General features: G+C 78.3%; 17 protein-coding genes. 12 read left to right on the top strand and 5 right to left on the bottom strand.

Annotated features, from left to right (window positions below; translation table 11 throughout):
• Positions 1–273: 273 nt before the first annotated feature.
• From hrpB to K1J50_RS16130, 6 genes are all read left to right on the top strand, one after another.
• Positions 274–2,739, top strand: a complete 2,466-nt coding sequence (hrpB, locus tag K1J50_RS16155; protein ID WP_220118798.1) for an ATP-dependent helicase HrpB — start codon at positions 274–276, stop codon at positions 2,737–2,739.
• A 203-nt stretch (positions 2,740–2,942) separates the two neighbouring features.
• Complete coding sequence (locus tag K1J50_RS16150; protein ID WP_220118797.1) at positions 2,943–4,106, top strand: trypsin-like peptidase domain-containing protein; 1,164 nt, start codon at positions 2,943–2,945, stop codon at positions 4,104–4,106.
• A gap of 79 nt (positions 4,107–4,185) precedes the next feature.
• Complete coding sequence (locus tag K1J50_RS16145) at positions 4,186–4,863, top strand: winged helix-turn-helix domain-containing protein (protein WP_220118796.1); 678 nt, start codon at positions 4,186–4,188, stop codon at positions 4,861–4,863.
• Between the two features lie 24 nt (positions 4,864–4,887).
• Positions 4,888–6,480, top strand: a complete 1,593-nt coding sequence (locus K1J50_RS16140) for a sensor histidine kinase (RefSeq protein ID WP_255575361.1) — start codon at positions 4,888–4,890, stop codon at positions 6,478–6,480.
• Positions 6,481–6,490: 10 nt separating this feature from the next.
• On the top strand, positions 6,491–6,808 hold the full coding sequence (locus K1J50_RS16135) for a hypothetical protein (protein ID WP_220118795.1): 318 nt from the start codon (positions 6,491–6,493) through the stop codon (positions 6,806–6,808).
• Between the two features lie 39 nt (positions 6,809–6,847).
• Positions 6,848–8,053 carry a YbfB/YjiJ family MFS transporter gene (locus tag K1J50_RS16130; RefSeq protein ID WP_220118794.1) on the top strand — a complete coding sequence of 402 codons (1,206 nt, stop codon included), beginning with the start codon at positions 6,848–6,850 and terminating at the stop codon, positions 8,051–8,053.
• 22 nt (positions 8,054–8,075) lie between these two features.
• Here K1J50_RS16130 and K1J50_RS16125 read toward each other — a convergent pair whose 3' ends face one another.
• Both K1J50_RS16125 and K1J50_RS16120 read right to left on the bottom strand, forming a co-directional pair.
• Positions 8,076–9,479: an amidase gene (locus K1J50_RS16125; RefSeq protein ID WP_220118793.1), complete on the bottom strand. Its 1,404-nt coding sequence runs from the start codon at positions 9,477–9,479 to the stop codon at positions 8,076–8,078.
• Positions 9,476–9,685, bottom strand: coding sequence for a hypothetical protein (locus tag K1J50_RS16120; protein WP_220118792.1), 210 nt, complete (start codon positions 9,683–9,685; stop codon positions 9,476–9,478). The genes K1J50_RS16125 and K1J50_RS16120 overlap by 4 nt, the downstream gene beginning before the upstream one ends.
• Before the next feature lie 371 nt (positions 9,686–10,056).
• On the opposite strand from K1J50_RS16120, the gene K1J50_RS16115 reads away from it, so the two are divergent.
• A complete protein-coding gene (locus K1J50_RS16115; protein WP_220118791.1) occupies positions 10,057–11,244 on the top strand; it encodes a CaiB/BaiF CoA transferase family protein in 1,188 nt (395 codons plus the stop codon).
• Between the two features lie 176 nt (positions 11,245–11,420).
• On the opposite strand, the gene K1J50_RS16110 is transcribed toward K1J50_RS16115, so the two are convergent.
• On the bottom strand, positions 11,421–11,909 hold the full coding sequence (locus tag K1J50_RS16110) for an STY0301 family protein (protein WP_220118790.1): 489 nt from the start codon (positions 11,907–11,909) through the stop codon (positions 11,421–11,423).
• Between the two features lie 314 nt (positions 11,910–12,223).
• On the opposite strand from K1J50_RS16110, the gene K1J50_RS16105 reads away from it, so the two are divergent.
• The 3 genes from K1J50_RS16105 (at position 12,224) to K1J50_RS16095 (ending at position 15,877) form a co-directional block, all read left to right on the top strand.
• Positions 12,224–12,745: a CHAP domain-containing protein gene (locus K1J50_RS16105; RefSeq protein WP_220118789.1), complete on the top strand. Its 522-nt coding sequence runs from the start codon at positions 12,224–12,226 to the stop codon at positions 12,743–12,745.
• A 316-nt stretch (positions 12,746–13,061) separates the two neighbouring features.
• The gene (gene typA, locus K1J50_RS16100; protein ID WP_220118788.1) at positions 13,062–14,891 is read left to right on the top strand and encodes a translational GTPase TypA; all 1,830 of its coding nucleotides are present in this window, start codon (positions 13,062–13,064) and stop codon (positions 14,889–14,891) included.
• Between the two features lie 152 nt (positions 14,892–15,043).
• Positions 15,044–15,877: a hypothetical protein gene (locus K1J50_RS16095; protein ID WP_220118787.1), complete on the top strand. Its 834-nt coding sequence runs from the start codon at positions 15,044–15,046 to the stop codon at positions 15,875–15,877.
• Positions 15,878–16,351: 474 nt separating this feature from the next.
• Here K1J50_RS16095 and K1J50_RS16090 read toward each other — a convergent pair whose 3' ends face one another.
• Positions 16,352–17,287 carry a sugar ABC transporter substrate-binding protein gene (locus K1J50_RS16090; protein ID WP_220118786.1) on the bottom strand — a complete coding sequence of 312 codons (936 nt, stop codon included), beginning with the start codon at positions 17,285–17,287 and terminating at the stop codon, positions 16,352–16,354.
• 427 nt (positions 17,288–17,714) lie between these two features.
• Here K1J50_RS16090 and K1J50_RS16085 point away from each other — a divergent pair, with 427 nt between their 5' ends.
• Positions 17,715–18,446 carry an AzlC family ABC transporter permease gene (locus K1J50_RS16085; protein ID WP_220118785.1) on the top strand — a complete coding sequence of 244 codons (732 nt, stop codon included), beginning with the start codon at positions 17,715–17,717 and terminating at the stop codon, positions 18,444–18,446.
• Positions 18,446–18,748: an AzlD domain-containing protein gene (locus tag K1J50_RS16080; protein WP_220118784.1), complete on the top strand. Its 303-nt coding sequence runs from the start codon at positions 18,446–18,448 to the stop codon at positions 18,746–18,748. Before K1J50_RS16085 ends, K1J50_RS16080 begins: the two co-directional genes overlap by 1 nt.
• A gap of 52 nt (positions 18,749–18,800) precedes the next feature.
• Here the strand turns inward: K1J50_RS16080 and K1J50_RS16075 are convergent.
• Positions 18,801–20,876: mechanosensitive ion channel domain-containing protein (locus K1J50_RS16075; RefSeq protein ID WP_220118783.1), on the bottom strand; the 2,076-nt coding region annotated here is incomplete at its 5' end.

Genomic DNA, 20,876 nt, shown 5'->3' with positions numbered 1-20,876 from the left:
CGCGGCCGCGCCGCGGGCGGCCCGCAGCGCGAGCGGATCGCGGACGGCGGGAAACCGGCGGGAGCGTGAATTCGGTCGGCAGGCGACGCGCCGGAGCCGTCGCCGCAAGCGCCGTCGCTGCAGCGGCTCGATCACGTCGAGAATGCGCGATACGTAACCGCCGGGGCCGCGCCCGCGGGGGCTGCGGGCCGGGGCGGACGCCCCCATATCGGCAACCGGCCGCGCCGCGCCGTCCTGTGACAGCGCCGCCGCGGCGCCCTATCCCTCGCCGCCATGCCTCCGCCCCTGCCCGACCTGCCCGTCGCCGCGGCGCTGCCCGCGCTGCGCGCCGCGCTGCGCGCGGGGCCGAACGCCGTCCTCGTCGCCCCGCCCGGGGCCGGCAAGACCACCCTCGTCCCGCTGGTGCTGCGGGACGAGCCCTGGGCCGTCTCGGGGAGGATCCTCGTCCTCGAGCCGCGCCGCGTCGCCGCGCGCGCCGCCGCGCGGCGCATGGCGGCGCTGCTCGGCGAGGCGGGGCCGGGCGGCACGGTCGGCCTCGCCACGCGCCTCGACCGCCTGGTCTCGCCGGCGACCCGCGTCGAGGTGGTGACCGAGGGCCTGCTGGTCCGCCGCCTGCAGTCCGATCCCGGCCTCGAGGGCGTCGCCGCGGTGCTGTTCGACGAGGCGCACGAGCGCCATCTCGACACCGACCTCGCGCTCGCCCTCTGCCTCGACCTGCAGCGGGCGCTGCGGCCGGAGCTGCGCCTGCTCGCCATGTCGGCGACGCTCGACGCGGCCGGCTTCGCGCGCCTCCTCGGCGACGCGCCGCTGGTCGAGAGCCGGGGCCGCGCCTTCCCGGTCGCCGTCCGCCACCGCGCGCGCGACCTGCGCGACCCGCGCGACCTGCCGGAGGCGATGGCCGGCGCGATCCGCGAGGCGCTGCGCGAGCATCCCGGCGACCTGCTCGCCTTCCTGCCCGGCTGGGGCGAGATCCGCCGCACCGCCGAGCGCCTCGGCGGGATCGAGGCCGAGGTGCTGCCGCTGCACGGCGAGCTGCCGCCGGCCGATCAGGACCGCGCGCTGGCGCCCTCGGAGCGGCGCAAGGTCGTGCTCGCCACCGCGATCGCCGAGACCTCGCTCACCGTCCCCGGCGTGCGCATCGTGGTGGATGGCGGCTTCCGCCGCGCGCCGCGGCTCGACCCGGCGAGCGGCCTCACCCGCCTGGTCACGGTGCGCATCTCCCGCGCCGCCGCCGAGCAGCGCGCCGGCCGCGCCGGGCGCGAGGCGCCGGGCGTCGCCATCCGGCTGTGGAGCGAGGCGCTGCACCGCGGCCTGCCCGCGCACGAGGCGCCGGAGATCCTCGCCGCCGAGCTCTCGGGCCTCGTGCTCGACTGCGCCGCCTGGGGCGCGGAGCCGGCCGCGCTCCCCTTCCTCGACCCGCCGCCCGCCGGCGCGCTCGCCGCCGCGCGCGCGCTGCTAAGCGACCTCGACGCGCTGGACGCGGAGGGGCGCATCACCGCGATCGGCCGCCGCATGGCGCGGCTCGGGGCGCATCCGCGGCTCGCCCGCATGCTGGTCGCGGCCGAGGGCCCCGGCGAGGGCGCGCTCGCCGCCGACCTCGCGGCGCTGCTCGAGGAGCGCGACCCGATCCGCGACCGCGCGGCGCCCGCGGACATCCGCCTGCGCCTCGCGCTGCTGCACGGCGGCGACCACCCGGCCGCCGACCGCGCCGCGGTCCAGCGCATCCGCCGCGCCGCCGCGCTGCACCGCCGGCGCCTCGGCCTGCACGGCGGCACGGCGCCGGAGGGCGACGCCGGCGCCCTGCTCGCCGCCGGCTTCCCCGACCGGATCGCGGCGAAGCGCGGCGTGATGGACGGCGCCTTCCGCCTCGCCTCGGGCCAGGGCGCGCGGCTGCCCGCGACCGATCCGCTCGGCCGGGCGCCGCTGCTCGCGGTGGCCGATCTCGACCTCCAGGGCACGGAGGCGCGCATCCGCATGGCCGCCCCGCTCTCCCGCGCCGCGCTGGAGGCCCGCTTCCCGGAGCGCTTCGTGCGCGAGGAGGGTGCCGCCTTCGACCCGCGCGCCGGCGCCGTCCTCGCCCGCCGCCGCCTGCGCTTCGGCGCGCTGGTGCTGGAGGAGGCGCCGCTGCCGCAGGCGGACCCCGCCGCCATCGCCGCCGCCCTGGCCGAGGCCGCCGCCGCGCGCGGCCTGCGCGACCTCGCCTGGAGCGACGCCGCGCGCCAGCTCCAGGCGCGCATCCTCCGCATGCGCGCGCTCGAGGGCGAGGCCTGGCCCGACGTCTCCGACGCCGCGCTCGCCGCGCGCGTGCAGGACTGGCTCGCCCCGCACCTCCACGGCCGCGCGCGCCTCGCCGACCTCGCCGCGCTCGACCTCTGCGCGCTGCTCTCCGGCCTGCTCACGCGCGAGCAGCGCCGCCGCCTCGACGCCGCGCTGCCGGCCAGCGTCGCGCTGCCCGGCGGCCGCAGCGCCGCGATCGACTACGCGCGCGAGACGCCGACGCTCGCGGCGCGCGCGCAGCACCTCTACGGCCTCGCCGCGCTGCCGCGGCTCGCCGAGGGGCGGGTGCCGCTGCAGGCGGCGCTGCTCTCCCCGGCCGGGCGGCCGATCGCCGTCACCGGCGACCTCGCGGGCTTCTGGCGCGGCGCCTGGGCGGAGGTGCGCAAGGAGATGCGCGGCCGCTACCCGAAGCACGCCTGGCCGGAGGACCCGACCCGGCCGCTGCCGGCCGGCGGGCGGTAGGGGCGGGCGGCGCGCCCGCCTTGCCGTTGAACGACCGGGACGCTCCCCCCACAATCCTGGCGTCACGGGACCGGCAGCGCACCGCCGCGATGCCGTCCGGGGCGTCCCCGGCCCCGCCGCGGCCCGCCTCGCCGTGTCCGCATGGCCGGCCGGCCTGGCCCGGCCGCCACGGCCGGCCGTGCCACAGGAGGATCAGCCGAGCCATGCCGCCATCGCTCCCGCCGCCCCCTGGCGCCCCCCGGCGCCGCGTCCTGCTCGCCGCCGGCGGCGGCGCCCTCGCCGCCCTGGCGCTGGGCGGGACCGGCCCGGCCGCCACGCTGCTCGCCGCGACGCCGGCGCGGGCGCAGCGGAGCCAGACGCTGCCCGATTTCGCCGACCTCGCCGACCGCGTGCTGCCGGCGGTCGTGAACATCAGCATCACCGGCGAGGAGGCGGTGCAGATCCCGCCCGAGCTGCGCGGCACCCCCGCCGAGCGCTTCCTGCGCGAGCGGCTGCGCGGCGCCCGCCGGCTGTTCCGCGGCGCCGGCTCCGGCTTCATCATCGATCCCGCCGGCCACGTGGTCACCAACAACCACGTCGTCGGCAACGCCACCCGCGTCACCGTCTCGCTGCAGAGCGGGGCGAGCTTCCCGGCCCGGGTGGTCGGCTCCGACGACCTGACCGACCTCGCCCTGCTCAAGATCGACGCGCCGCGGCCGCTGCCCTTCGTCGTCTGGGGCAGCTCGGCGGCGCTCCGGGTCGGGCAATGGGTGCTCGCGGCCGGCAACCCGTTCGGGCTCGGCGGCACCCTGACGGCGGGCATCGTCTCGGCCCGCGGGCGCGAGATCGGCGCCGGCCCCTTCGACGACTTCATCCAGACCGACGCCGCCATCAACCCCGGCAATTCCGGCGGGCCGCTGTTCAACACCGCGGGCGAGGTGGTCGGCATCTCGACCGCGATCTACTCGCCGACCGGCGCCTATGCCGGCATCGGCTTCGCCACCCCCTCCGACCTTGCGCGCGGCGTGATCGAGCAGCTGCGGCGCGACGGCCGGATCGAGCGCGGCTGGCTCGGCGTCAGCGTGCAGGACCTCAACGGCGAGGTGCCGGAGGGCGGGTCCGCCGCCCGCCGCGGCGCGGGGCGGCCGGCCGGGGGAGTGCTGATCGCAGCGGTGGAGCGCGGCAGCCCGGCGGCGCGCGCAGGCCTGCGTCCCGGCGACGTGGTGGTGGCGCTCGACGGCGAGCGGATCGAGACCTCGCGCGCCCTGGTGCGCAACGTCGCCGCGCTGCCGCCCGGCCAGACCGTGCGCCTCACCGTGCTGCGCGACGGGCGGGAGCGCGAGATCCGCGTCCAGGTCGGCCGCCGGCCGCAGAATCCCGAGGGATGAGCGGGCGGCGCGGCGCGCCCGGCCTTCGGCCGGGCGGGGAGCCGCGCTAGCCTGCCCTGGAGACTGTCAGGGAACCACGATGCGAATCCTGCTGGTTGAGGACGACGCCGAGGTCGCCCGCTTCGTCAGGAAGGGGCTCCAGGAGGCGGGGCACGTGGTCGAGCATGCCGCCAACGGCCGCGACGGGCTGTTCCTCGCCGCCTCCGAGCAGTTCGATCTCCTGGTGCTCGACCGCATGCTGCCGGGCGGCGTGGACGGCGTGCGCCTGGTCGAGACGCTGCGCGCCCAGGGCAACCGCACGCCGGTGCTGTTCCTCTCCGCCCTCTCCGCCGTGGACGAGCGGGTGAGGGGGCTGAAGGCCGGCGGCGACGACTACCTGGTCAAGCCCTTCGCCTTCGCCGAGCTGCTCGCCCGCGTCGAGGCGCTCGGCCGCCGCCCGGCGGGCGACGCGCCGGTCACCCGGCTGCGCGTCGCCGACCTCGAGCTCGACCTGCTCTCGCGCACCGTCACCCGCGGCGGCAAGCGCATCGAGGTGCAGCCGCGCGAGTTCCGCCTGCTCGAGCACCTGATGCGCCACGCCGGCCAGGTGGTGACGCGCACCATGCTGCTCGAGAAGGTCTGGGACTACCACTTCGACCCGCAGACCAACGTGATCGACGTGCATGTCAGCCGCCTGCGCCAGAAGCTGGACAAGGGCTTCGACAAGCCGCTGATCCACACCGTGCGCAACGCCGGCTACATGATCCGCGCCGACTAGCGCCGGGCCCGGGGCCGCGCCGCCATGGACCCCTCGCTCCCCGCCGTCGCGCCCTCCGGCGCGGCAGCGGCCGTCCCCCGCGGCGGGATGGCGCCGCCGGCGGGAGACCGCCGGGAGCGGGCGCCGCGCGGCCCTGGCCTGCCCCCGCCGTCCGGCGAGGACCTGGCGGCGGGGCCGCCGCCGGCGGAGGGCCCGCTGCTGCACCTGCTGCGCAGCGCCGGGTTCCGCTTCGCGCTGCTCTTCGCCGCGCTGTTCGCCGTCTCGATCCTCGCCTTCGCGCTGGTGCTGTGGTGGGGCACCGCGGGCGCGCTCGACCGCCAGACCAACGCGGTGCTGCGCGCCGACGCGCTGGCGCTCGAGGAGCGCTGGCGCGAGGCCGGCGCGAGCGGTGCCGCGGAGGCCATCGAGGAGCGGCTCGCGGTGGATGCGGAGGCCGAATCGATCTACTTCCTGCGCGCGCCGGACGGGCGGCGGCTGGCCGGCAACCTCGACCGCTGGCCGCCGGAGATGGAGGACGCGTCCGCCGTCTGGGCCGACCTGTCCGTCACCCATGACGGGCAGCGTTCCGAGGCGCGCCTCCACGCAATCCGCCTGCCGGGGGGGCACCGGCTGCTGGTCGGCCGCGACGTGTCCGACAAGATCCGGCTGCGCCAGCTCCTCGCCGAGGGGCTGATCTGGGCGGCCGGCTTCGCCCTGCTGTTCGCGCTGTTCGGCGCCTGGCTGCTGCGCCGCGCGCTCGAGACCCGGCTGCGCCCGGCCTTCCGCACGGCGGCGGCGATCGCGGGCGGCGACCTCCGCCAGCGCGTCCGCCTCACCGGGCTCGGCGACGAGTTCGACCGGCTGGGCGCGACGATGAACGCCATGCTCGACCGCATCGACCGGCTGATGGCCGGGGTGAAGGGGGTTTCCGACGCGATCGCGCACGACCTGCGCACCCCGATCGCGCGCGCCCGCGCCAAGCTCGAGGACGCGCTGCGCGCCGCCCCGGACGGCGCGGCCACGGCGGAGGAGGCGCGGGCGCTGCGCGCCGCGATCGAGGAGGGCATCGCCGACCTCGACGCCGTCACCCGCGTCTTCCAGGCCCTGCTGCGCATCGCCGAGGCGGAGGCCGGGGCGCGCCGCGCCGCCTTCGCGCCGCTCGACCTCGTGCCGCTGCTCGCCGATCTCGCCGAGTTCTACGGCGCCGCGGCGGAGGCCGCCGGGCAGCGGCTGGAGACCGACCTGCCGGCCTCGGTCCCGCTGACCGGCGACCGCGACCTGCTGCTGCAGGCGGTGGCGAACCTGCTCGACAACGCGGTGAAGTTCGGCCCGCCCGGCGGCACGGTGCGCCTCTCCGCCCGCGCCCTGCCCGGCGAGCCCGGGCCCGCCGGGGCGGCGCTGGTGGCGGAGGTGACGGTCGCCGACGAGGGGCCGGGGATCGCCCCGGCGGACCGGGCGCGCGCCGGCGAGCGCTTCTTCCGCGCCGACGCCTCGCGCAACACGCCGGGCTCGGGGCTCGGCCTGTCGCTGGTGCTGGCGGTGGCGCACCTGCACCGGGGCGAGCTGGTGCTGGAGGACGCCCGGCCCGGGGCGCGGCCGCCGGGGCTGAGGGCGCGGCTGCGGCTGGCGTCGGGATGACCGAAGCGTCATGCGCGGGACAGCGCGGCGCAGGACGCCGCGCGGCAGTCTCGCGGCGATGCGCGTGCTCGCCGCGGTCCTGCTCTGCCTCGCCCCCGCGCTGCCCGCCGCCGCGGCCGGCGAGGAGGCTCCGGTGCGCGTCACCAGCGGGACGCCCGAGTATTGCGGCGCCCTCGCCGCGCGGTTCGCGGCGGTGCGCCGGGCCGCTCCCCCGGACGCACGGGCGCTGGCGGCGGAGGGGACGCGGCTGTGCGGCCGCGGCCATGTGCGCACCGGCGTGGCCAAGCTGCGCCGCGCGATCCGTCTGGCGGCGCCGGAGCCGGAATAGCCGGCGCGGCAGGGCCCCGCTGCGGCGCGGCGGCCGCGCGTGACCGCGGGGGCGATCCTCCGGCCGGCGCTGGCCGGGGCCTGCGCCACCGCCGCCGGGAACGGCCTGGCGCGGTTCGGCTTCGTGCCGCTGTTCCCGGCGATGGTCGCCGCCGGCTGGGTGGCGGGCGGCGAGGCGGCGCTGCTCGGGGCGGTCAATCTCGCCGGCTACCTCGGCGGGACGCTGCTCGGCTGGCCGCTCGCCCGCGCCGCCGGGGTGGGGCGGGCGCTCGATGCGGCGATGGCGCTGATCGTGCTGAGCCTCGCCGCCTGCGCGGCCGATCTTGGCCTTGCCTGGTTCGTCGGCTGGCGGGGCCTGGCGGGCGTCGCCGGCGGGGTGCTGATGGCGCTGGCCGGGCCGGCGGTGCTCTCGGTCGTGCCGCCGCAACGGCGCGGGACGGCGAGCGGCGCGGTCATCGCCGGGGTGGGCGGCGGGGTGGCGCTGGTCTCGCTCGCCGTGCCGGTCCTGCTCGGGCATGGCGGCCTGCCGGGGGCGTGGCTCGGGCTGGCGGGGCTGGTCCTCGCGCTCTGGGCCCTCGCGCATCCGCACTGGCCGCGGCCCGCGCCGGTCGAGGCGGGCGGCGGAGGCGGGGGCTCCGGCGCGGCGGCGGGGCCGGGGCGGGCGGCGGGGCCGGGGCGGGCGGCGGGGCCGCCGATGATGCTGCCGCTGGTGGCCTACGGCTTCTCCGGCGCCGGGATGGTGGCGCCGATGGTGTATCTGGCCGACCTCGCGGCGCGCGGGCGGGGCATGGGCTTCGCCGCCGGCGCGGGGATGTGGCTGCTGTTCGGCCTCGGCGGCGTGGCCGGAACGCTGGCCGGGGGACGGATGGCGGATCGCCTCGGGGGGCGGCGCGCCTTCCTGCTCTGGCTGCTGGCGCAGGCGGCGGCGCTGGCGCTGTGCCTGGTGCCGGCGGCGCCGGCGCTGGTCGTCGGCGCCTGGCTCGGCGGCTTCGCCGGGATGGGGGTGACGGCGGTGGCGCTCGCCGCCGCGCGCGAGCGGGCCGGCGCCGCGGCGGGGCTGGCGTTCGCGCGCATGACGGCGAGCTACGCGGTGGCGCAGGCCGGGGTCGGCTTCGCGCTCGCGGCGCTGTTCGCCGCGACGCAGGAGAGCCACGCCGCGGTGTTCGGCGTCTGCCTCGCCCTCTCGGCGCTGGCGGCGGGGGTGGCGGCGGCGGACGCGCGGACGCCCCGGCCGCCGCTCGCCTGAGGCGGCAGGGCGGCGCCGGAACCTACGGCGGCGGCCGCCGCCCCGCCCACCCCGCGGCGCGCTCGTACGCCGCCGCCGCGCGGTAGAGCAGCGCCTCCGACCAGTAGGGCCCGACGAGCTGCATCCCGATCGGCAGCCCCGCCGCGCCCAGCCCGCACATCACCGACACCGCGGGATGGCCCGTCACGTTGAACGGCGTGCGCGCCTGGCGCGGATAGGTCCGCTCCGTCTCCGCCGGGTCGTCCAGCCGGCTCGGCGGATCCATCGAGGAGGCGCAGAGCAGCAGGTCCACCTCGCGGAACGCCGCCTCCACCGCCGCGACCAGCTCGCGCCGCCGGCGCTGCGCCTGCACGTAGTCCACGCCGCTGACGAACATGCCCGGCAGCAGGCGGCGCAGCGTGACCGGGGCGTAGTCGCCGGGGCGCTCGCGCAGCCAGGGCTCGTGCACCGCCGCCGCCTCGCTGGTCAGGATCACGCGGTTCACCGCCGCGAAGTCGTCGAGCCTCGGCAGGGCGATGTCGCGCACTGCGGCGCCCTCGCGCGCGAGCAGGCGCGCCGCCTCCTCGAGCGCGGCCGCGATCTCGGGGGTGGCCGGCGTGTCGGCCTCGTGGAAGTGGCGGACGAAGCCGATGGAGAGGCCCTTGAGGCCGCGGTCCAGGTCCCGCGTGTAGTCCTCGGCCGGCCGCTCCGCGCTGCCGGGGTCGAGCGGGTCGTGCCCCGCCATCGCGTTCAGCAGCAGCGCGTTGTCGGCCACCGTGCGCGTCATCGGCCCCACATGGTCGAGGGTGAAGGAGAGCGGGAACACGCCGCGGCGCGAGACCAGGCCGTAGGTCGGCTTCATGCCGACGATGCCGCACTGCGTCGCCGGGTTGCGCACGCTGCCCCCGGTGTCGGTGCCGAGCGCCGCCGGCAGCATCCCGGCCGCCACCGCCGCGCCGGAGCCGGAGGAGGAGCCGCCCGGGTGGTGCGCCGGGTTCCACGGGTTGCGCGCCGGCGGGAAGGGCAGGTCGAAGGTCGGGCCGCCGAGCGCGAATTCGTGCGTCGCGAGCTTGCCCGGGAACACCGCCCCCGCCGCGCGCAGCCGCGCCACCACCGCGGCGTCCTCGCGCTTCACGTTGCCGAGCAGGATCCGGGAGTGGCAGGTGGTCGGGTGCCCGGCGAGGTCGATGATGTCCTTGAGCCCGACCGGCAGCCCGTGCAGCGGGGAGCGCGGTCCGTCGCGCGCGATCGCCGCCTCCGCCGCGCGCGCCGCCGCCTCCGCCTCGTCCCAGAGCGGGCGGACGAAGGCGTTGAGCCGCGGCTCGAGCGCGGCCGCGCGGTCGCGGAAGGCGCGCAGGTATTCCACGGGCGAGAGCCGCCTGCCGCGGATCAGCGCCGCGGCCTCGGTCAGGGTGAGCTCGTGCGGGGCGGCGGGGGGCGTGCTCATCGCCCGGCCTCCTGCGCGGCGGGGACGCGGTAGGCCGGCAGGGGCTCGGCCGTGGGGTCGGCCGGACGGGCGAAGCCCGTGCGCAGCCCGCGCGCGGCGGCGACGGCCTCGAGGACCGCCTCGCGGTGCTCCTCCCAGGCCCTGGCCAGGCCGGCGGCGCGCGCCAGGGCCTCGGCCTCGCGTTCCGTCGCCTCGTCCTTGCCCATCCCGGCTCCTCCTCTGCTCGATCGGGGCCGGATGGTGGCGCAAAAGAAGCGGGGGCGGAACCGGGCGGCTCCGCCCCCGAGGTGGCGCCGCGGAGCAAGGCCGCCCGCGCGGCGCGTCTGGGAGAGACGGAGGCAGGATCGCGCCCGGCCGCGGCACCAGGATGGCGCGCCGATGGCGCCGCGAGGGTCCCCGTGGCGGCTTTGCGGCACGCGGGGGCGCGGCGAGAGCCGTCTCGCCCGGCCGTGCCCGCCGCACGGCTCCCGCGCGTTGCCTGCCGGGCGGATTCGCGCTCCCGGCCGTTTCCGGCCGTCCGCGATCTGCTCTATCCGTCGCCGCGCCGTCCGCCCGACCGCCGCGAGGAAGGAACGCCATGCTGCCGCTCACCGGCCTGAAGGTGCTGGAGCTCGGCCACTACGTCGCCGCGCCCTTCGCCACCCGCCTGCTCGCCGATCTCGGCGCCACGGTGGTCAAGGTCGAGCCGCCGGAGGGCGATCCGCAGCGCGGCTGGGGCTCGAAGCACAACGGGCACTCGGTCTGGTTCAGCGTGCACGGGCGGAACAAGCTCTCCGTCACGCTCGACCTGAAGAGCGCGGAGGGGAGGGAGAAGGCGCTGCGGCTCGCCGCCTGGGCCGACGCGCTGGTGGAGAATTTCCGCCCCGGCCAGCTCGAGCGCCTCGGCCTCGGGCCGGAGCGGCTGCACGAGGCGAACCCGCGGCTCGTCATCGCCCGCATCTCCGGCTACGGGCAGGACGGGCCCTACCGCGACCGGCCGGCCTTCGGCGCGATCGGCGAGGCGATGGGGGGCCTGCGCCACCTCACCGCCCATCCGGGGCAGACCGACCTGCCGCCGCCGCGCTGCGGCATCTCGATCAGCGACGACCTCGCCGGGATGTACGCGGCGATGGCGGTGATCTCCGCCTGCTGGGGGCGCGACCGGGCGGGAGCGGAGGGGAAGGGAACGGTGATCGACGTGGACCTCGTCTCCTCGGTGTTCAGCCTGATGGAGGGGATGCTGCCGGAATACGGCCTGTTCGGCCGGGTGCGGCAGCCGGCGGGGGCGGCGATCCCGACCGCGGCGCCGACCAACACCTACCCCTGCGCCGACGGCAAATGGCTCTGCATAGCCGGCAATTCCGACCCGATCTTCCGCCGCCTGATGGCCGCGATCGGCCGGCCGGAGCTGGCCGAGGACCCGCGCTTCGCCACCAACGCCGACCGCTGCGCCAACGTCGCCGAACTGGACGCCGCGATCGCCGCCTGGACGCGCGGGCGGACGGCGGCGGAGGCCGAGGCCGCGCTGCAGCGGGCCGAGGTGCCCTGCTCGCGCCTCTACGACATCCGCGACTGCGCCGAGGACCCGCATTTCCGCGCCCGCGAGCTGGTGATGGAGGTCGAGGACCCGCTGCTCGGGACGGTACTGCACCCGGCGCCGCCCTTCCGCTTCCAGGGCGTGCCGCCGCGGGCGATGGTGCGCTGGCCCGGCCCCGCGGCGGGGCAGCACAACGCGGCGGTGTTCGGGGAGATGCTGGGCGAGGGCGGGCCGGGCCGGGCCGACTAGAGCCGTTTCCGCCCGGCGGTGCGCGCGGCAACGGCTCCGGCGCGCTGTCGGTCGAGCGGATTCCCGCTCCCGGCTGTTCCCGGCCGTCCGCGATCCGCTCCAGGGCGCGGTGGGCCGCCGGAAGCGGCGGCGCCTGGATCGGGACCCCAGCCCGCGGACAGCGCCCCTCCGGCGGACTATCGGCAGGCGACCGTCACCCCGCCCCCCTGGCGCGAGGCGATCTCGCACCGGTCGAGCTCGCGCGGGACCATCGCGCGCAGATAGGTGCCGGTGCGGGCGTAGAGGCAGACCAGCAGCAGGCCGCTGCCGTGCAGCGCCACCGGCCAGCCGCGCACGGCGTCGCGGCCGCCCGCGCCGGGCAGCGGCCGCGGCGGCACCTCCATCGGCTCGGGCTCCTGCTCCTCGCCGGGCGGGCCGTCGAACATCCGCGCGCCGCGCAGCGGGACGGCAGCGGCGGGCGGCGGGCCGATCTGCTCGAAGCGCGGATCGCCGGGCCCGGTCGGGCCGAGGCGGTCCGGGCACGCCAGCGGCGGCGGCCCCGGCAGGGCCTGCGCAGGCTGGGCCTGCGCCGTGCCGGCGAAGGGCGGGGCCAGCGCCGCGAGCGGCGCGGCGAGGGCGCATCCGGCAAGAGCGAAGCGGAGACGGTGCAGGGCGAGGGCGGTCACCTGTCGGGCCCGGGTTGCGCTGGATTGCTGCCGCAACGCTGCCACGCGGCGGCGCGATGCGCCAAGCCTGCGCGCCGCGTCTGCCGCGGGAGTCGCTCCGTTCCCTCGCCGAGTGATGGACGCCGGACCAGGAGCGCTCCGCGCGGCGTCAGGCGTGCCCGCGCCTTTGGCGAAGCTGCGGCCCGGGCCGCCGTCGGGCCGGCATCGCCGCGTGCAGGGCACGAGGCGGCGCGCCGCCGACCGGGCGGCGCCCGCTCAGCCATACCGCCACGGCAACGGAATGCGCTATGCTGCGCCCCCGGGGGGATCAGGGGATGCGTGCCCGGCTTCGCACGGCCGCGCTCGTCGCGGCGCTGCTGCCGCTCGCCGCCTGCGGCGCGACGCGCGGCGCGCCCGGCTACGACGCCGCCGGCGGGGGCCCGCTCTCCTGCGTGCCCTTCGCCCGCGCGCGCTCCGGCATCGCCCTCGCCGGGGATGCCTGGCAGTGGTGGGAGGCCGCGGCGGGGCGGTACCACCGCTCCGGCGTGCCGCGCCCGGGCAGCGTGCTGGTGTTCGCCCGGACCGCGCGCCTGCCGCAAGGGCATCTTGCCGTGGTCTCGCGCGTCGTCTCGGCGCGCGAGATCCGGGTGGACCACGCGAACTGGGCGCCGGGCGGCAGCGCCACCCGCGGGCGCATCGCCCGCGACCAGCCGGTGCTCGACGTCTCGCCGCGCGGCGACTGGTCGGCGGTGCGCGTCTGGTACCCGCCGCTCGGGGACTACGGGCGGACCGTGTTCCCGACCCACGGCTTCATCCACCCGGTGACGCTGACGGCCGCCGCGGCGCCGCGCCGCTGATCCGCGCCGTGCCCGCAACGCCGCCCGCGCGTCCGGGGCAGGCGCGCGAGCGCGCGGCGGCGCCGGCGGGGTCCGCCGCCGCGGCGGGGGCGGGGGCGATCGGGGCGCCAGTCCGCGGGAAAGCGGCGCCGCGCCAGGGGCGAGCCCGGCCCGCGGCCTGCGGCGGGCGGCGCCCGGGCCGGGCTCGCTTTTCGCCGCGCCAGCGCCTATGTGCGGTGCACCACGCCCTTCCGCCGCTCCCCGCCGGCCGCCCGGCTCGCCCCGTGCGGGCCCGTGCCGGGCCGGCCGGCCCCTTCCGGAACCCCGTCTCCCGCCCATGGACCTTCGCAACGTCGCCATCATCGCGCACGTGGACCACGGCAAGACCACGCTGGTGGACAACCTGCTGCGCCAGGCCGGCGCCTTCCGCGCCAACCAGCAGGTCGCCGAGCGCGCCCTCGACCGCAACGACCTGGAGCGCGAGCGGGGCATCACCATCCTCGCCAAGTGCACCGCCGTCTCCTGGCGCGGCGCCAGGATCAACATCGTGGACACGCCCGGCCACGCCGATTTCGGCGGCGAGGTGGAGCGCATCCTCTCCATGGTGGACGGCGCCATCGTGCTGGTGGACGCGGCGGAGGGCGTGCTGCCGCAGACCAAGTTCGTGGTCGGCAAGGCGCTGGCCCGCGGCCTGCGCCCGATCGTCGTCATCAACAAGGTGGACCGCGGCGACGCCCGGCCGCACGAGGTGCACGAGGAGGTCTTCGACCTCTTCGCCGCCCTCGGCGCCGACGAGGCGCAGCTCGACTTCCCGACCCTCTTCGCCTCCGGCCGCCAGGGCTGGGCGGACGACAGCCTGGAGGGGCCGCGCCGCGACCTCTCCGCGCTGTTCGAGCTGATCCTGCGCCACGTCCCGCCGCCCGGCCTCGACCCGGAGGCGCCGTTCGCGCTGACGGCGACGATCCTGGAGTACGACCCCTATCTCGGCCGCATCCTGACGGGGCGCGTCGAGCAGGGCCGGGCGCGGGTGAACATGCCGGTGCGCGTGCTGCGCGCCGACGGCGCGGTGGTGGAGACGGGGCGGCTGACCAAGCTGCTCGCCTATCGCGGCCTCGAGCGCGTGCCGGTGGAGGAGGCGGAGGCGGGCGACATCATCGCCATCGCCGGCCTCGCCCAGGCCACCGTCCCCGACACCATCGCCGCGCCGGAGGTGGCGGCGGCGCTGCCCGCCATCCCGGTGGACCCGCCCACCCTCGCCATGACCTTCCGCATCAACGACGGCCCGCTCGCCGGCCGCGAGGGGAAGAAGGTGACCTCGCGCCAGATCCGCGAGCGCCTGTTCCGCGAGGCCGAGGGCAACGTCGCCATCCGCGTGCGCGAGAGCGAGGAGACCGACGCCTTCGAGGTGGCCGGCCGCGGCGAGCTGCAGCTCGGCGTGCTGATCGAGACCATGCGGCGCGAGGGCTTCGAGCTGACCATCGGCCGCCCGCGCGTGCTGACGCGCGAGAACCCGGAGACGGGCGCGCGCGAGGAGCCCTACGAGGAGGTGCTGGTGGACGTGGACGAGGCCCACGCGGGCGTCGTCGTCGAGAAGCTGTCGCTGCGCAAGGGCGTGATGCAGGACATGCGCCCGCTCGGCGCCGGCAAGCAGCGCCTCTCCTTCCTGATCCCCTCGCGCGGGCTGATCGGCTACCACGGCGAGTTCCTGACGGACACGCGCGGCACCGGCGTGATGAACCGGCTGTTCCACGGCTACGGCCCCTGGGCCGGGCCGATCGAGGGCCGGCGCAACGGCGCGCTGATCAGCAACGCCGACGGCGAGGCGGTGCAGTACGCGCTGTTCTACCTGCAGGAGCGCGGCACGCTGTTCATCGGCCCCGGCGAGCGCGTCTATGTCGGGATGATCATCGGCGAGAATTCGCGCGGCGAGGACCTGGAGGTGAACCCGCTGCGCGAGAAGAAGCTGACCAACATCCGCGCCGCCGGCAAGGACGACGCGCTGCTGCTGACGCCGCCGCGGCGGATGAGCCTGGAGCAGGCGATCGCCTACATCGGGGACGACGAGCTGGTGGAGGTGACGCCGGGCGCGGTGCGGCTGCGCAAGCGGCATCTGGACCCGCACGAGCGCAAGCGGCAGGCGCGGCGGGGGGAGAGCGAGGCGGCGTAGCGGCCGGGCGGCCGCGCGCGGCCGATCGGGCCCGGGCGGGGCCGAGCGGGGCGGGGGCAAGCGGCCGGTCCGCGAGGGTGGCGTCGCGCCAGCCGCGGCGAGCGGGTGCGGCAGCTATGGTGCGCCCTTGCCCCAGGCGCCATGCTTCCCGCATGCCCGCCCCCCTCCTCCCCGCCGACACCATCACCAGGCTCCCGCCCGAAGCCGACGGCGCCGTCATCGTCTCCGGCTCGCATGGCGGCCGCTATCCCGGCTACCTCGCCGCCCGCGCCGGCGCGCGCGCCGTCATCCTCAACGACGCCGGCATCGGCCGCGACCGGGCCGGCATCGGCGCCCTCGCCTACCTCGAAGCCCTCGGCATCGCCGCCGCCACCGTCTCGCACCGCTCCTGCCGCATCGGCGACACCGCGGACATGCTCGCCCGCGGCGCGATCAGCCACGCCAACGCCCCCGCCCGCGCCGCCGGCCTCGCCCCCGGCATGTCCTGCCGCGAGGCGGCGGAACGCCTCCGCGCCGCGCCCCACATCCGCGTCCCCCACCCCCCGCCGCTCGGCGAGGCGCGCACGGAGGCGCCCGAGGCCGCCGGCCACCCGCGCCGCATCCTGCTGCTCGATTCCGCCTCCCTGGTGCGGCCGGCGGAGGATGCGGGCCGGATCGTCGTCACCGGCTCGCATGGCGGCCTGGTCGGCGGCGATCCGGCGATGGCGCTGCGCGCGCCGGCCTTCGCCGCCGTGTTCAACGACGCCGGCATCGGCATCGAGGAGGCCGGCACCACCCGCCTCCCCGCCCTCGACGCCCGCGGCATCGCCGCCTTCACCGTCGCGGCCGACAGCGCGCGCATCGGCGAGGCGGCCTCCTCCTTCCGCGACGGCGTGATCTCGCGCGTCAACGAAGCCGCCGCGCGGCTCGGCGCGCGGGTGGGGGAGCGGGCGGCGCCGCTCCTCCTCGCCTGGTCGCGCCTGCCGCCGGCCGGCGGCGGGGCCTGAGACGCCGCCCTGCGGGCGGCGGCCCGCCGCCGTCCGCCGGCCCGTCGCCGGAAGCGGATCGCGGGCGGCGGGAAACGGCCGGGAGGGGGATCCGCGCGCCAGACGACGCGCCGGCGCCGTTGCCGCGCGCGCGGCCGGGCGGAAACGGCTGTGGCGGCCGGGACGCCCGGCCTCCACGCCGCTGCGGCGCGGCGTTCCCTCGAGGATCGCGGCGGGCCGGGCGCGCGGATCGGCGGGCCCGCCCGCAGCGCCGTCCGCGGATGCTGCGCCGCACGCCGCCCCGGTTGACCGTTGCGCGCCCGCCCGCGCGAGATGGCCGGCAGGAGTTCGAGGAGACGTCCGGCACCGCGGCGCCGGCGCGGCGAACCGGCGCCAGGCCCGGCGCGCCCCGGTCCGCCCTGCGGGCGCGGCGGGGTTGCGCGCCGCGGCGGCGCGGGGTGTTCCCGCGCCGGCCGCGCCGCGCGGGCACGGCCGTCAGCCGCGCACGAACGCGTCCCACGCCGGCAGCGGCCGCGCCTCGGGCGGGGTCAGCCAGGCGGCGTGGTTGCCGCGATGGATCACCGCCGCGGGCAGCAGGATCTCGGCCGGCACCGGCAGGCCGCCCAGGTGGCGCAGCGCCGCCAGCGCCGCCAGCGCCCCCATCCGGAACCCGTCGTAGTCCATGGTGGCGAGCAGCCGCCCCTCGCCGACCGCCCGCACCGCCTCGGGAATGCCGTTGTTGCCGACGACCAGCGCCCGCCGCCCCTGCTCCTCCAGCGCGTCGAGCGCGCCGAGCGCCATGCTGTCGTTGGTCGCGATCACCCCCTCGATCCGCGGATGCGCGGCGAGCAGGGCGCGCATCGCCGCGTAGCCGCCGCGCCGCAGGTAGCGCCCCGGCGCGCTGCCGAGCAGGACGATGCCGGGATGGCGCGCGATCTCGGCGCGGAAGCCGCGGCCGCGGTCACGGCTGGTCGGCGCCGTCTCCGGCCCCTCGATCAGCGCCACCCGCCCGGCGCCGCCGAGCGCGGCGATCAGACGGGCGGCGGCGGCGCGCGCCATCGCCTCGTCGTCGGCGCCGACGAAGCTGACGAAGCGCCCGCGCATGCGGTTGACGAAGCCGACCAGCGGGATGCCGGCGGCGTTGAGCTCCGCCACCGGCCCCTCCATCGCCCGGTCGTCGGCGGGGGCGAACAGGATCGCATCCGGCCGGATCTCGCGCAGCGCGCGGCGGACCAGCGCCGCCTGCTCCACGGGGTCGTCGGGCGTGGACGGCACCTGCGGCAGGATGCGCGCGCCGTGCGCGGCGGCCGCCCGCGCGGCGCCGAGCAGGAAGGCGCGGTAGTTCGGGTTCTCGCCGTTCTTGACGAACACGGCGAGGCGCGGGCGGGAGGCGGCGGGCGGGCAGGCGCGGCCCCGGGCGGCGATCGGCACGGTCTTCGCTCCCTCCGGCGGAGGCGGCGCGGCGATCCTGCCGCGGATCGCGAGCGTCCGGAACCGGCGGCGCGCGCCGGCGCCGAGCGGACAGCCGGGCGTGCGCGGAGGCGGCGCACCGGGCCGAGGCCGCCGGCGCCACCGGCCGCGCCAGGGCCGGGCGTGGCCTGCGCCGGCCGCGGGTTCCGGCCTCCGCCGCCGGGCCGGCGCCGCCGTCGCCCGCCCCTGCGCGCCGCGACGGCCCCGCTCCCGGACGCGGCGCCGCCGCGCCCCCGGACCGGGTCCGGACGCCCGCCATCCGGCGGCAGAGCGGCTGCCGCCCGGCGGTGCCCGACCGGCCGCGGCGCTGTCCTCGCCCGCGGTCCGCGGGGCCGGTCCGCGCCCTCTGCCGGTTCCGGCCGCCCGCATCCGGCCCTAAGAGGCCGGCATGGTCCGCCCCTCCTTCACCGGCCAGGGCGTGCGCCGCGGGCTGCGCGCGGCGCTGCCGCTCGTCCTCGGCACCTTCCCCTTCGGCCTCGCGGTCGGCGTCGCCGCGCACGGCAAGGGGCTCAGCCTGCTCGAGGCGCTGCTGATGAGCGGCCTCACCTTCGCCGGCACGGCGCAGCTCGTGGCGCTCGAGCTGTGGACCGAGCCGGCGCCGCTGCTCGCCGCGGTGTTCGCGACCTTCCTCGTCAACCTGCGCATGGCGCCGATGGGCGCGGCGCTGGCCGCCTGGTTCGAGCGGGTGCGCGGCTGGCGGCTGTGGGTGACGCTCGGGCTGCTGACCGACCAGGCCTATGCGCTGGCGACGGTGGCGCAGCGCCGCGGCCCCGGGCGCGACGCCGGCTTCCTGTTCGGGGTCGGGCTGCTGCTGTGGCTGTTCTGGCTGGTCGCGGTGGGGGCCGGGCACGGGCTCGCCGAGGCGGTGCGGCTCCGGCCGTCGCATCCGCTGTTCTTCGCCCCGGTCGCGGTGTTCGTCGCGCTGCTGGTGCCGCTCTGGCGCGGCCTGCGGCAGGACGCGGCGCCCTGGGGGCTGGCGGCGGCAGTGGCGCTGGCGGCGCGGGGCGCGGGGCTCGGCCCGCCCTGGCCGCTGCTGCTCGGCGCGCTCGCCGGCGCCGCCCTCGCCGCGGCGCGCGAGGCGCCGGCGGGGGAGGCGCCGCCCGGCCCGGCGCCGCGCTGATGGCGCTCAGGCCCGACGTGCTCGCCGTCATCCTCGGCATGGCGGCGGTGACCTATCTCTGCCGCGCCGGCGGCTACGCGGTGCTGCGCGCGCTGCGCCCGCCGCGCTTCGTCGCGGCGCTGCTGCGCCACCTGCCGGGACCGCTCTTCGTCGCCTATGTCGCGCCGGCGATGGCGGCGCAGGACGCGGCCGCCTGGGCCGGGGCGGCGGCGGTGCTGGCGGTGCAGGCGGCGACGCGCAACCTCGCCGCGGCGATCGCGGCGGGGGTGGCGGCGGTGGCGCTGCTGCGCGGCGGGTCCTGACGGCGGCCGGCCAGGGGCGGCGGCGCGCCCCGGCGTCCGCCCCGCGCCGGCCCTACTCCGCCGCGCGGCGCGGCGAGGGGGCGGCCGCGGGCGGGGCACCGGGCGGCGGCGCCTCCGGCGCCCGCGCCCAGGGCTGGGCAGCGAAGGCGATGCCCCTCTCCTCGAACGCCTTGCGGATGCGCCGGTTGAACTCGCGCGCGACCGCCCAGCGCTGCGCCGGCTCGGTCTTGACCCGGGCGCGCACGGTCACGCCCATGTCGGACATCCGCTCGACGCCCCAGACGTCGATGTCGTCGCGGATCGCGGCGCCCCACTTCGGGTCGGCGCGCATCTCCCCCGCCACCGCGCGCATCGCCTCCGCCACCCGGTCGGTGTCCTCGCCGTAGGCCACCGTCACGTCGAGCACCGCGAAGGCGAAGTCGCGGGTCATGTTGGTCACCGTCGTCACCGCGCTGAACGGGATGATGTGCACGCTGCCGTCCGTGGCGCGCAGCTTGATCGAGCGGATCGAGAGCTGCTCGACCACGCCCGAGAGCCCGCCGAGCTGCACCACGTCGCCCACCGCCACCGCGTCCTCGAACAGCAGGAACACGCCGGTGATCACGTCCTGCACCAGCTTCTGCGAGCCGAAGCCGATGGCGAGGCCGACCACGCCGGCGCCGGCCAGCAGCGGGGCGACGTTGACGCCGATCTCGGAGAGCGTGTTCAGCACCACGAACACGGCGATGACGATCCAGAGCGCCGTGCGCAGCATCGGCAGCAGCGTGCGCACCCGCGCCGAGCGCGCCGCCTGCGCGTCGCGCGAGAGCCGCGCGAGGTGGCGCGCGATCGCCGCGTTCGCCGCCTCCCACACCGCGACCGCCAGCAGCACCGTCAGCCCGATCGAGACGAGCGAGGCGAGCAGCCGGTTGCCGAGCCGGCCGCGCGCGAACCAGTCGAAGGCGTCGAGCCCCCAGGCCTCGAGCAGGAACAGCAGGGCGACGAAGACGATGATGCCGGAGACGATCGCCTTCAGCACCGGCAGGTAGCGGTTGGCGCGCGCCTCCAGCCCCGGGTAGCGGCTGGCGAGGTCGTGGCTGATGCGGAAGGCGCGGTCTATCAGCCGCCGCACCCCGGCGTCGGCGAGCTTGGCGAGCGCCACGACCAGCAGCGTCAGCACCGAGACGCGGAGCAGCCGCTGGAACCCCCTCTCGATCTCCAGCGCCCAGACGCCCCAGGCGGCGAACAGCCAGAGGATGGCGATCAGGTGCCAGATCTCGGCCACGCGGTCGCGCACCGCCCGCAGCAGCCGCCGCGCCCGCTCCGGCGCCTCCCCCTCCGCGAGCGGCGGGGCGCGCAGCAGCTCCGCCACCGCCGCGCGGTTCTGCAGGATGACGACGACGAGCAGCAGCGAGACGACCAGGAAGGAGAAGCGGAGGATCGCGTCGTAGGCCCCCCAGGAGAGGCCGAACTGCAGCCCGATCTCCGCCGCCGCGGCGCCGAGCACGAGCACGAGCAGGATGCGCCGCAGCCAGATGGTGACGTAGGCCGCCGTCTCGTCGCTGCAGGGGATCAGGCGCAGATGCGCCGAGGCCGGCGAGAGCAGCATGCGCGAGGCCGCCATCACCGCGCGCAGCGCCATGTAGGAATGGTTCGCCGTGAGCATGACGAGCTGCGTCGTCGGCAGCGGCTGCACCGCGCCGATCAGCCCGTAGGAGACCGCCGCGAAGGCGGCGATCGGCACCAGGTCGAGCAGCAGCCGCCCGACCACCAGCGGCACGCGGCGGAGCCAGTTCCAGGCGGTGCCGGGCCGCGGCGCCATCGCGTCCAGCGCCTCGCGCGGGCGGCGCAGCGCGCGCCAGACCAGCCATTCCGCGAGCAGGCCGAGGCCGAACACCAGGGCGAGCTTCCAGGAGGCGTCGAGCACCCGGCGCCGCGTCACCGGATCGCGCGCCAGCGCCGTGGCGGTGGCGGCGATGCTCGGCAGGTCGGTGAGGGCCTGGGCGGCGGCGACGAGCTGGTCGGACAGGGCCGAGAGGCGCTGCGAGGCGCCGGCGAGGAGCTGCGCCCCGAGCGTGTTCGGGGCGAGCAGCGCGGGCTCCGGCGGCGCGGCGGCCGGGGGCGGGCCGCCCGGCGGCTCCGCGGCGGG

Source organism: Caldovatus aquaticus (assembly GCF_019458025.1).
Lineage (GTDB): Bacteria > Pseudomonadota > Alphaproteobacteria > Acetobacterales > Acetobacteraceae > Caldovatus > Caldovatus aquaticus.
The sequence above is the reverse complement of the archived record's forward strand: the minus strand, read 5'-3'. Positions and strand labels throughout refer to the sequence as shown.

Coding starts and splice junctions, on each gene's coding strand:
- hrpB (WP_220118798.1), top strand. CDS start 274: ATGCCTCCGCCCCTGCCCGACCTGCCCGTCGCCGCGGCGCTGCCCGCG.
- K1J50_RS16150 (WP_220118797.1), top strand. CDS start 2,943: ATGCCGCCATCGCTCCCGCCGCCCCCTGGCGCCCCCCGGCGCCGCGTC.
- K1J50_RS16145 (WP_220118796.1), top strand. CDS start 4,186: ATGCGAATCCTGCTGGTTGAGGACGACGCCGAGGTCGCCCGCTTCGTC.
- K1J50_RS16140 (WP_255575361.1), top strand. CDS start 4,888: ATGGACCCCTCGCTCCCCGCCGTCGCGCCCTCCGGCGCGGCAGCGGCC.
- K1J50_RS16135 (WP_220118795.1), top strand. CDS start 6,491: ATGCGCGGGACAGCGCGGCGCAGGACGCCGCGCGGCAGTCTCGCGGCG.
- K1J50_RS16125 (WP_220118793.1), bottom strand. CDS start 9,479: ATGAGCACGCCCCCCGCCGCCCCGCACGAGCTCACCCTGACCGAGGCC.
- K1J50_RS16120 (WP_220118792.1), bottom strand. CDS start 9,685: ATGGGCAAGGACGAGGCGACGGAACGCGAGGCCGAGGCCCTGGCGCGC.
- K1J50_RS16115 (WP_220118791.1), top strand. CDS start 10,057: ATGCTGCCGCTCACCGGCCTGAAGGTGCTGGAGCTCGGCCACTACGTC.
- K1J50_RS16105 (WP_220118789.1), top strand. CDS start 12,224: ATGCGTGCCCGGCTTCGCACGGCCGCGCTCGTCGCGGCGCTGCTGCCG.
- typA (WP_220118788.1), top strand. CDS start 13,062: ATGGACCTTCGCAACGTCGCCATCATCGCGCACGTGGACCACGGCAAG.
- K1J50_RS16095 (WP_220118787.1), top strand. CDS start 15,044: ATGCCCGCCCCCCTCCTCCCCGCCGACACCATCACCAGGCTCCCGCCC.
- K1J50_RS16085 (WP_220118785.1), top strand. CDS start 17,715: ATGGTCCGCCCCTCCTTCACCGGCCAGGGCGTGCGCCGCGGGCTGCGC.
- K1J50_RS16080 (WP_220118784.1), top strand. CDS start 18,446: ATGGCGCTCAGGCCCGACGTGCTCGCCGTCATCCTCGGCATGGCGGCG.